Annotated in this window: 14 protein-coding genes; 8 read left to right on the top strand and 6 right to left on the bottom strand. The window is 56.5% G+C overall.

Translation table 11 applies throughout. The features are described 5' to 3' along the window. Positions 1 to 20: 20 nt before the first annotated feature. Genes GS630_RS03185 through fliL form a run of 3 tightly spaced genes read right to left on the bottom strand, consistent with a single transcriptional unit; the run spans position 21 to position 1606 of the window. Positions 21 to 605, bottom strand: a complete 585-nt coding sequence (locus GS630_RS03185) for a MotE family protein (protein ID WP_171178311.1) — start codon at positions 603 to 605, stop codon at positions 21 to 23. Further along, a complete protein-coding gene (locus tag GS630_RS03180) occupies positions 602 to 1099 on the bottom strand; it encodes a hypothetical protein (RefSeq protein WP_171620227.1) in 498 nt (165 codons plus the stop codon). Before GS630_RS03180 ends, GS630_RS03185 begins: the two co-directional genes overlap by 4 nt. Before the next feature lie 9 nt (positions 1100 to 1108). Next, complete coding sequence (gene fliL, locus GS630_RS03175) at positions 1109 to 1606, bottom strand: flagellar basal body-associated protein FliL (RefSeq protein WP_171711862.1); 498 nt, start codon at positions 1604 to 1606, stop codon at positions 1109 to 1111. 118 nt (positions 1607 to 1724) lie between these two features. On the opposite strand from fliL, the gene fliF reads away from it, so the two are divergent. Genes fliF through fliP form a run of 4 tightly spaced genes read left to right on the top strand, consistent with a single transcriptional unit; the run spans position 1725 to position 4912 of the window. After that, positions 1725 to 3308 carry a flagellar basal-body MS-ring/collar protein FliF gene (gene fliF, locus GS630_RS03170; protein WP_171178305.1) on the top strand — a complete coding sequence of 528 codons (1584 nt, stop codon included), beginning with the start codon at positions 1725 to 1727 and terminating at the stop codon, positions 3306 to 3308. Beyond that, positions 3308 to 3904, top strand: coding sequence for an ABC transporter ATP-binding protein (locus GS630_RS03165; RefSeq protein WP_171620225.1), 597 nt, complete (start codon positions 3308 to 3310; stop codon positions 3902 to 3904). Before fliF ends, GS630_RS03165 begins: the two co-directional genes overlap by 1 nt. Next, positions 3897 to 4184, top strand: coding sequence for a FliM/FliN family flagellar motor C-terminal domain-containing protein (locus tag GS630_RS03160; RefSeq protein ID WP_171178301.1), 288 nt, complete (start codon positions 3897 to 3899; stop codon positions 4182 to 4184). Before GS630_RS03165 ends, GS630_RS03160 begins: the two co-directional genes overlap by 8 nt. After that, on the top strand, positions 4184 to 4912 hold the full coding sequence (gene fliP / locus GS630_RS03155; protein ID WP_171620223.1) for a flagellar type III secretion system pore protein FliP: 729 nt from the start codon (positions 4184 to 4186) through the stop codon (positions 4910 to 4912). The genes GS630_RS03160 and fliP overlap by 1 nt, the downstream gene beginning before the upstream one ends. 92 nt (positions 4913 to 5004) lie before the next feature. Here the strand turns inward: fliP and GS630_RS03150 are convergent, their stop codons facing one another. Both GS630_RS03150 and GS630_RS03145 read right to left on the bottom strand, forming a co-directional pair. Next, positions 5005 to 5604: a phospholipid-binding protein MlaC gene (locus tag GS630_RS03150; protein ID WP_171178297.1), complete on the bottom strand. Its 600-nt coding sequence runs from the start codon at positions 5602 to 5604 to the stop codon at positions 5005 to 5007. Continuing rightward, on the bottom strand, positions 5594 to 6364 hold the full coding sequence (locus GS630_RS03145) for a VacJ family lipoprotein (RefSeq protein WP_171093362.1): 771 nt from the start codon (positions 6362 to 6364) through the stop codon (positions 5594 to 5596). The genes GS630_RS03150 and GS630_RS03145 overlap by 11 nt, the downstream gene beginning before the upstream one ends. A 335-nt stretch (positions 6365 to 6699) precedes the next feature. Here GS630_RS03145 and GS630_RS03140 point away from each other — a divergent pair, with 335 nt between their 5' ends. The 4 genes from GS630_RS03140 to GS630_RS03125 are packed head-to-tail and all read left to right on the top strand — an operon-like array spanning position 6700 to position 9442. Beyond that, positions 6700 to 7155, top strand: a complete 456-nt coding sequence (locus GS630_RS03140; RefSeq protein WP_171178294.1) for a RidA family protein — start codon at positions 6700 to 6702, stop codon at positions 7153 to 7155. Continuing rightward, positions 7152 to 7919 carry a glycerophosphodiester phosphodiesterase family protein gene (locus GS630_RS03135; protein ID WP_171620221.1) on the top strand — a complete coding sequence of 256 codons (768 nt, stop codon included), beginning with the start codon at positions 7152 to 7154 and terminating at the stop codon, positions 7917 to 7919. Before GS630_RS03140 ends, GS630_RS03135 begins: the two co-directional genes overlap by 4 nt. 45 nt (positions 7920 to 7964) lie before the next feature. After that, positions 7965 to 9152, top strand: coding sequence for a GNAT family N-acetyltransferase (locus GS630_RS03130; RefSeq protein ID WP_171620219.1), 1188 nt, complete (start codon positions 7965 to 7967; stop codon positions 9150 to 9152). Further along, entirely contained in the window at positions 9149 to 9442 is a 294-nt protein-coding gene (locus GS630_RS03125; RefSeq protein WP_171178288.1) for a 4a-hydroxytetrahydrobiopterin dehydratase, read from the top strand. Before GS630_RS03130 ends, GS630_RS03125 begins: the two co-directional genes overlap by 4 nt. On the opposite strand, the gene GS630_RS03120 is transcribed toward GS630_RS03125, so the two are convergent. Then, positions 9439 to 9747 carry a hypothetical protein gene (locus GS630_RS03120; protein WP_171178286.1) on the bottom strand — a complete coding sequence of 103 codons (309 nt, stop codon included), beginning with the start codon at positions 9745 to 9747 and terminating at the stop codon, positions 9439 to 9441. The two genes, GS630_RS03125 and GS630_RS03120, sit on opposite strands and share 4 nt — an antisense overlap. Positions 9748 to 9749: the final 2 nt, after the last annotated feature.

Raw genomic sequence — 9749 nt, 5'->3', positions numbered from 1 at the left:
GCGTGAAAATGTGGCACTGGTTATTCCAGTGGGGCCGAGGCATTACGGCCTGCCATGACAACACTGATCGTGTAGGCTGCCTCGGGGCTGAGACCAGCAAGTATCCCGGCCGCTGAATCAGGAGGCATACGAGAAAGAAACCCGGCGGCAAAAGTTGGATCCATGGTTTCAAACAACGCAGCAGCATCTTTGGGTTTCATGGTTTGATAGACATCTGTCAGACGGGTCAGATCATTCTCGGCCGCGTTGTCGGCGACAGCCAAAGTGGCACGCAGAGCCTCTTCCGCCTCTTGAAGCGCGACCAGCCGCGTCTCGATAGCCTGGCCCGCGATTTCCAATGCCTTTTCTTGATCCCGCAGCGCGTCTTCACGTTGTGTGACCTGTTTTTCTCGACGCAAAAGCTCGGTCAAAAGAGCTTGAACGTCGCGTGTTTCCAACGCTTTGGGCGTGTGTTCAACGGCCTTAGGTTCGGCTGGTTTCGCAAGCGCCGGCCCAGCCTCTAACCCGATGCGAATTGCGGCTGAACCAAGCATGAGTAAGGAGATGACAGCAAGTACACCGGCCCGCGGGCGAGCGTTTGGCCGAGTTGCGCGAGGGCGGTTCATGCCAGTGTTCCACCCTGCTTGTGATCATGACGGAAGAACATCAGACCCTCTGGCGCTTTGTTTTCTTTTGTTTTGGGTGCTTCAGTTTCAGAAGATTCTGCGTCGTCAGAGGGCTCTGTGACATCCTCTTGCCTTGCAAGAGTTGGTTCTTGTGGCTGAGCCTCTGCCGGAACAGCCTCTGGCTGCGTCTCCGTTTTGGAGGCGTCTTCGGAGATCACGTCATGCATTGACGCCATCATCAGCTCGAGCTGTTGCGCGACGCTCTCGGCTCTGTGTGTGAGGGTTGTAAGCTTGTCCCGGGACTGGTCAGAAGCGCTGCGCGCGTTGTCCAGAGATTTCTTCAGCTCTTCCGCTTGCCGTGAAAGAACCGCCACAGCACCACCAACGCCTTTTTCAAGGTCGGTAAACCGCTTGAGGCGGCGCGACAGAACAAAGCAGTAAAGACCCGCGCCCAACGCACCGGCAACCAGCAAAATATCCGCGATCAGCTCCAATTTCGCCTCCTAGTTCAAAACAAATTCCATCACCAGCACATCGCGAACGCGACCCTCGCCAACGACAATTTCAATGCGGCGCAGCAAATGGCCCCGGATGCGCATCAACGCCAACGAATCTTCAAGATCCTGCAATTCCACGGCACGCAGGTATCCGTTCAGAACATCCATGATTCGCGGCTGCATTTTTTCCACGTCAGCCATGTACGGGGCGTTAACTTCGAGTTGTGCGTGAAACTTCAAATGCCGAGAGCTGTCTGAATTCACCGATACGACGACGGGTGGCAGTGCGAGGAAGCCAACGTTTTCCAGCGCTTTGACAGAGTTTCCTTTTTCCATGTCCTGGCTTGTTTCCTGCGTAGCTTTGCTGCCCAGCGGAATCAGTCCGGATGAGGTTAGGAAATATCCGCCCGCGGCCCCTGCAATTGCCAGAATCAACCCAATAAGGATTCCCTTTTTCCCCCTTTTTTCCGGGGCTTCTGCCTGTTCTGCCGTCGCGTCGGTCATGACGTCCTCATTCATCCGTTCTGTCGTTTCATAACCGCTCAGGGACTAACCGATTGTTAAGGGCAATCGTCCAAACAGAGGGTGCGCCGGGCAGAATGTCGGCGAGTCGGAGGTGAGCGTGCAGCAGATCGGAACTGTTTGGGCAAGTTTGGACAGGCGTAAACAAATCATTGTCGCCAGTGCAGTTGTGCTGGTGTTTTTGGGAATTCTCGGAATGTCCCGCCTTGCAACCGCACCGTCTATGACGCTGCTGTATGCAGGCTTGGAAAGCGGCGCGGCAGGGGACATCGTGCGCGCGCTGGATCAGCGCGGTATCACCTATGAGATTCGCGGTGGGTCAATCTATGTACCCGGCGCGCAGCGGGACGAGTTGCGGATGACTCTGGCCAGTGAAGGCCTGCCCGCAAATGGTAACAGGGGGTATGAACTGCTGGATTCGCTGAGCGGGTTTGGCACCACCTCTCAGATGTTCGACGCCGCATACTGGCGTGCAAAAGAGGGTGAGTTGGCGCGCACCATAGTCGGCAGTCCGCATGTCAGCCAGGCGCGGGTGCACATCGCCAACGGGTCTGCGAACCCGTTCCAGCGCAGCGTTGCGCCGACAGCCTCTGTCTATCTGGTGCCGTCAGGTGCCGATATCACTGGTGATCAGGCCAAGGCGATCCGGTTCCTTGTTGCCTCCGCCGTAAGCGGCCTGGCACCTGAGGACGTGACTGTAATCGATTCGAACGGGGCTGTTATTGGTGGGCAAGACACTGCGGTGGCCGCTGACACGGCAGATGATAAATCGCGCCAACTGCGTGAACGTGTACTGCGCCTTGTGGAAGCGCGTGTCGGACCCGGCAATGCGGTGGTCGAGGTTAGCGTGGATACGGAAACCAAGACAGAATCAATCCGCGAGCGGCGCTTTGACCCCAAAGGCCGCGTGGCCATCAGTACGGATGTCGAGGAACGTTCGGACAGCGCCCGCAATCAGTCTTCTGATGTCACCGTTGCATCCAACCTGCCCGATGGAGATGGGGCTGGTGGTGACGAATCGAACTCCACCGCCACCGAAACGCGTGAGCGGGTGAATTATGAGGTCTCTGAAACAGAGCTTGAAGTTCACACAGCGCCCGGTTCGATTAAGCGCCTGACGGTTGCCGTTTTGGTGAACGGAACGCGTACTGTGGATGCCTCGGGAGCCGAAACATTTGCACCGCTGCCGCAGGCAGAACTGGACGCGCTGCAAGAACTGGTGGCTGCGGCCGTGGGGTTCGACGCCGCGCGCGGGGACGTGATCACACTTAAATCTCTGGATCTGCCTGTGACAGAACCGCAAGGCACTCTGGCTTCGTCTTCCATGTGGCAGAACATTCATCTGGACGCCATGTCCCTGATCCAAATGGCCGTGCTGGCGGTGGTATCGCTGGTGCTGGCGTTGTTCGTGATCCGACCGATTCTGATGAAGCCGACACTGACACCAGCGCTTTTGCCCGCTGTTGACGGGGCCGAGGTGGAACCTTCGGTTTTGACCGGTGAAATCGCGGCCGATGACGTGGCTGAGTTTGCAGCCTTGTCCCAAGACGGGGGCGTTCCAGCGCTGGGCGTCAACGCCGTCGAAGACCCGGTTGAACGGTTGCGGACTATGATCGGTGACAAGCAAGAGGAGACCGTCGAGATCCTTCGCAGCTGGCTTGAAGAAGGCGAGGAGCGGGTGTGATGTCGATCGCCCATCTGCTTGAGGATTTCACCGCTCAGACCAGCACCGGCACGGTTCTGCTTCTGGATGAGGAAACATTAGAAGAACAGAGGCTTGCCGCCTTTGAGGATGGTTATGGTGCTGGTTGGGAGGATGCCGCTCAGGCGCAGGAGCAAAGTCGCGGAAAGGTATCGGCAGAGCTCGCGCAATCGCTGGAGGACATGTCATTCACCTATCACGAGGCGATGACCCGGATGACTCTGTCTTTGGAGCCGATGTTTGAAAGCCTGGTGCAGACAGTCTTACCGCAGATGGTTGACCGGGGATTGGCCACCCTTCTTGTTGAACAGCTGTCGGAGATGGCGCGCATGCAGCTGGAGCAACCTATGCAGATCATGGTGCCGACGGGCCGTGCTGAAGATGTTGCAGCAATTTTGCCGCCAAGTGCACAGCTCGCGCCAGAGGTCATCGAAGATCCCGGGCTCGAGCCGGGGCAGGCCCGCCTGCAAGTCGGCATCAGCAGGCGCGAAGTGGATTGCAGCGCCTTGCTGACCACCGTTGCACAGATTTTTGACGCATACGTCTTTGAGGCAAGAGAGGCTTTGTCCAATGAATGACACTCAGACCCCGAACACCGAAAGACCCAACCCGTTTGAATCCGTCCCGATCGAGGTGACTGTCTCTGTCGGCCGCGCCCGCCCATTGATCCGGGATTTGCTCAATATGGGAGAGAATGCGGTGCTGACACTGGACAAAAGGATCGAAGATCCGGTTGACCTTTATGTCGGGGATCAGTTGGTGGCACGTGGGCTGCTTGAAGAGATGGATGGCGACCAGGCCGGTCAACTGGCCGTGCGCCTGACCGAGATTGCCGACCTTCAAAACGGGATCGGTTGATGCGCTTTGCGATCTGGCTGGCTCTGGCGATTGTGCTGACACCATCGCTCGCCACAGCTCAGGATGTGACTTTGTCCCTTGGCGAGGGAGGATCTATATCGGCACGGACCATCCAGTTGATCCTACTGATCACTGTATTGAGCATAGCGCCGGGCCTGGCAGTTATGATCACCTGTTTCCCGTTCCTGGTTACAGTATTGTCGATCCTGCGACAGGGGATTGGATTGCAGCAATCGCCGCCCAATATGCTGATTGTCAGTCTGGCGTTGTTTTTGACCTATTTCATCATGGACCCTGTCTTCACTGAAGCCTGGGAAAGCGGCATTCGCCCGATGATGGAGGAAACGATCGGTGTCGAGGCCGCACTGGAACGGGCGCTGGACCCGTTCCGTACTTTCATGGCAGCCCGGTTGGACGCGGATACATTTTACGCCATGGCGGCCCTACGTCCCGGTGGGGATGAGATGGAACTGTCAGCACAAGCGCCGCTGTCCGTCCTGATGCCATCTTTCATGCTATCTGAAATCGCGCGGGCCTTTCAGATTGGCTTTCTGATTTTTCTGCCGTTTCTGATCATCGATCTTGTTGTTGCAGCGGTGTTGATGTCGATGGGCATGATGATGGTACCTCCGGCAATCGTATCCTTGCCATTCAAACTTGCGTTCTTTGTCATCGCAGACGGCTGGGCGTTGATTGCAGGCGCTTTGGTGCGTAGCTATGCGCCCTGAAATCGAAACAAAAAAGGGTCAGAAGAACCTGACCCTTTTTTGTGTACTTGCAATAACTTTGATCTGGCGTGTTACCACACCCGGCCGCAAGGTTAGCCTGTTTTGTTCAAATCTCTGATCAGTTGATCCAGATTGCCTTTCCGGGCATCCAGCATAGCACCGATTTCGGTGCGTTCGGTCAGCAGAAGGTTCACGCCTTCAATGAACATATTATAGAACTTGTCCCGGCCCGACTTGTCGGACACCAGGAACGTCACGTCAAACGGGGCGGAGCCGCGCAGTTTGACCATCGTCCGAACTTCGTACCCGGCCTTGATTTTTCGCGCATTGCGTACGTCAACCTCGCCACCAATAAACTCTCGGAACCGGCGGCCGTATTTACGCGAGATATAGCCCTGGAACGCTTTGGTGAATTTTTTCAGCTGGGCGGGGCTTGCCGTGCGGGCATCCGCCCCCAGGGCATAGCGAGCCATGATCGGGACATCACCATATTGCACAAAGATTTTTTCGAAGTCGCGCAGCATTGCCTTTTCAGACTTGCCCGAATCGATCACCCGATTGATGTCAGCAACCACGCTGTTGACCAGCGCTTTGGCTGCAGCTTCGGTCTGCGCCAAGGCAGGCATGGGCAGCAAGGCCAGCGCGAGGCTCGAGGCGATGAAGTGACGGCGGTTCAACTCGTTATTCGGCATAGGGGTCCTCGTAGGGGTCTAAAAAGGGGTCCCTGACCGGGTCTGTCCCGGTTTCGGCATAGGGGTCAGAATATAGATCCAGATAGGCGTCTTCGTCATCTCTTGCCAGTTCAAAGCGGCGATTTTGCAAAAAGATCAGGCGTGCTTGCGCGTAACTGTCTGCACTTTCGTAAAGAATCGAGTCGACTGTATCCGAGAACCGGCCGCGATCTCCCATGCGGCGCACGATCTCTGCGTAGACGCCAATATTGTCGACCGGTCGCACCGGCGAAAAATTGATTGGGTTCGAGAACAAGTTGATCACAACCCCGATCGCATCTCGTTGGGTGGATGGGCCGTAGAAGGGAAGCTCAACATATGCGCCTTCGCCCACACCCCAGACATGCAGCGTCTCGCCGAAATCGGTATCCACTGGTGGCAGATTCAATTCATCCGCAGGTGCGGAAAGACCAAAGCCACCCACAGTCATGTTGATCACGAATCGCAGCAACGCGTTGCCCATCTGTTTCGGATTGCCCTGCAACAAGTAATCTACGGCCTGCCCCGGCAGCGAGATGTTTTCGGCGAAGGTGCTGAAACTGGTCACCATCGGATCAGGAACGATCTTCACATAGCCTTTCGAGGCAGGCCGGAACAAAAATCGGTCCACACCAAGGTTGAACTTGTGGATTGCCCGGTTGTTGTTCTCATACGGATCAAAAACGTCGCTACGCGAGGCCCCTTCGGGCGGGGTCGTAGCGCAAGCAGACAGAATGGCCATGCATGACAGGACAATAAAATGTTTCAGGCGCAATCTGCTTGTCACGGTTTGCTTCTCCCAAAATGGTCCGACACATGGTCCGCCGGACGTTCAATCAAAATCCACGTGCTGGGGTGGCACAAGTTCTGTCACTAGTCGTTTCGGGCCTTAAATGAAACACCTTGCGTGTAACCTGTCATTTGGGGGCGGGTAAAGTGACCCAGGATCAACAGCTCGTAATAAGTAAAGAAACGCTCAGATCGCAGGCAGACAGGAAATTGCCGGTTTCCGTCTTTCCCAATCCAAGCTTCCCGGTTAGCGTCCGGCAGAGTCGAATTTAGGGAAGGACCCTCTCAATGAGCATCGCCGCAAAACTGGAAACCCTGGGTGTCACGCTGGATGACGCACCTGCACCCGCTGCCAACTATGTGCCGTTCGTGCGCGTGGGCAATATCGTTTATGTCTCGGGCCAGATCTCGAAAGCTGATGAACTGATCACCGGCAAACTGGGCGACGATATGGACGTTGAGGCCGGGGCCGCTGCGGCCCGGGTTTGCGCGATCAACCTGCTGGCGCAGGTCAAGGCAGCCTGCGGCGGCGATATCGAGAAACTGGTGCGTGTGATCAAGCTGACTGGTTTTGTAAACTCGACAGCAGAGTTCACAGCACAGCCACAGGTGATCAACGGTGCCTCCGATTTCATGGTCGAAGCGCTGGGCGAAGCGGGCCGTCATTCACGTTCCGCAGTCAGCGCGGCGTCCCTGCCGTTGGGTGTGGCGGTTGAAATCGAAGGTATTTTCGAAGTCGAATGATACCACCTTTGCCAAACGCGTTTTTGCAGGTCCCTATTGCTCATCGGGCTCTGCATGACATATCGGACAACCGCCCGGAAAACAGCCGGGCGGCTATTCAGGCAGCGATTGACGCGGGTTACGGGATCGAGATCGATCTTCAACTGACATCGGATGACCGGGCCATGGTTTTCCATGACTATGATATGGCGCGTCTGACCGGTCAGCCCGGGCCGATCCGTCAGGTCTCGGCGGCTGCAGCTTCTGGCGCGACCCTTTTGTATGGGGATGATGGCATTCCAACGCTGGATGATGTTCTAGAGATGGTAGCAGGTCGGGTACCGCTGCTGATCGAACTGAAAGATCAGGACGGTGCAATGGGTGCAAATGTGGGCGCGTTGGAGCGGGATACCGTCCGCGCATTGCTGGGTTACGACGGTCCTGTGGCCCTGATGTCCTTCAATCCCAACTCGGTCGCTGAACTGGCACGGCTTGCCCCGCATCTGCCGCGTGGCATCACCACTTGCGCCTATGAACCCAGCGTCGAACTTTTGCCCCAAGACATTTGCGACAATCTGCGTGGTATTCCGGATTTTTATCGTGTCGGAGCAAGTTTCATCAGCCACGAGGCCGCTGACCTGTCGCGCCCCCGCGTGGCCGAATTGAAGGCGCGCGGGGTGCCAATTCTGTGCTGGACTGTCCGATCGCCTGAACAAGAGGCAGAGGCTCGCAAAGTTGCCGACAATGTGACTTTCGAAGGGTATCTGGCTGCGCATTCGGCTTGAACCTCCTTCAGGCTGTCACAGATAAAGGGCAGGCGCGGAGGACATATGGATCAGGCACAGATCGAAATTCAGGTATTGGGTGCTCTGTCGCAGATTTCTGCGGCAGAGTGGGATGCCTGCGCTTGCCCCGAAGCCGTTGATGGCGGGCGGCCTCTTGATCCCTTTACAACCCATCGGTTTTTACTAGCGCTGGAAGAAAGCGGCTCGGTTGGTCGCGGCACAGGCTGGCAGCCGCAATATTTGACTGCTTATCTTGATGGTATGCTGATCGCAGCGGCTCCGATGTATGCCAAATCGCACAGTCAGGGCGAATATATCTTCGATCATAGCTGGGCACATGCTTATGAAAGCGCAGGTGGGCGTTATTACCCCAAGCTTCAGATCGCAGTGCCGTTCACCCCGGCAACCGGACGACGTTTCCTGGTGCGCCCGGGATACGAGAGGATCGGCATGTCAGCTCTGGTGCAGGGCGCTGTACAACTGGCGGCGGATAATCAGGTTTCGTCGGTTCATGCGACCTTCTGTACCGAGGACGAAGCGTTGGCCGGTGAACAGATGGGCCTGATGTTGCGCAGCTCGCAGCAGTTTCACTGGTTGAATGAGGGCTATTCAGACTTCGACGCTTTCCTGGCTGTCCTGTCATCGCGCAAACGCAAGAACATCCGCAAGGAGCGGGCGCAGGCCAATGACTTTGGCGGTGACATCCGCACCCTGACCGGCGAAGCGTTGCGTCCTGAGCATTGGGATGCGTTTTGGCGATTCTATCAGGATACCGGCGCGCGTAAATGGGGCTCGCCCTACCTGACGCGCCAATTCTTTGATATTGCACAGGAAACCATGGCGGATGACATGGCCTTGGTGCTGGCGGAACGGAACGGCTATGCCATCGCGGGTGCGTTGAACTTCATAGGCCGCGAAACGCTTTTTGGCCGGTATTGGGGCTGCGTTGAACATCATGCCTGTCTGCATTTCGAACTGTGCTATTATAGGGCGATAGACTTTGCCATTGCCCGTGGTCTGGCCCGGGTCGAGGCGGGCGCTCAGGGTGAACACAAGTTGGCGCGGGGCTATTTGCCAACGCGCACGCATAGCTTGCACTGGGTTGGCGATCCGGGTTTTGCTGATGCCGTCAAAAAATATCTGGACGCCGAAGGCCGTGCAGTGGGAGAAGAGATCGAGATCCTAACGGACTACGGTCCGTTCAGGAAATCGAACCCGGAGGAACAGCAATGACCGAACTCTTGTCGACAGAAACCCGCGGCCCGCTGCTGGATCCGCTGTTCAAGAACGGTTGGACGATGGTCGAAGGCCGAGATGCGATTACAAAAACGTTTATATTCGACAATTTCGTTTCCGCTTTTGGCTGGATGACCCAGGTAGCGATTTGGTCCGAGAAATGGAACCACCATCCCGAATGGTTCAACGTGTACCGCACGGTCGAGGTTGTTCTGTCCACCCATGACGTAGGTGGTCTGTCCTCATTGGATGCCAAACTGGCACGCAAGATGGACAGTCTGTGCTAGCGATCATTTCCCGAGCCTTGGCCTCCGGCAAGTGAGGCCGTGGTCGCCATCTGCCTGAACTCGGCTGGCGTGACATAGCCGTCGCTGACATCTATGGATGCAGGAATCCTGGTGGTCTTGTTGCCAATCTGTCGCACGCTCCGCGCTGCTGGGTTTATGTCCAGACAGCGGTTTTGATAGCAGGTCAGCCCGGAAAGGTTGATTTCAATGCGAGACTGCCCATCCGGTCCCGTCACCACAGTAGCCTGCGGAACATCACAGGCCGCGACCAGTGCCAATGCGCCCAAACCAATCCATTTGTTCATAC

It is taken from the genome of Ruegeria sp. HKCCD7303 (assembly GCF_013111185.1).
Taxonomy (GTDB): Bacteria; Pseudomonadota; Alphaproteobacteria; order Rhodobacterales; family Rhodobacteraceae; genus Ruegeria.
The sequence above is the reverse complement of the archived record's forward strand: the minus strand, read 5'-3'. Positions and strand labels throughout refer to the sequence as shown.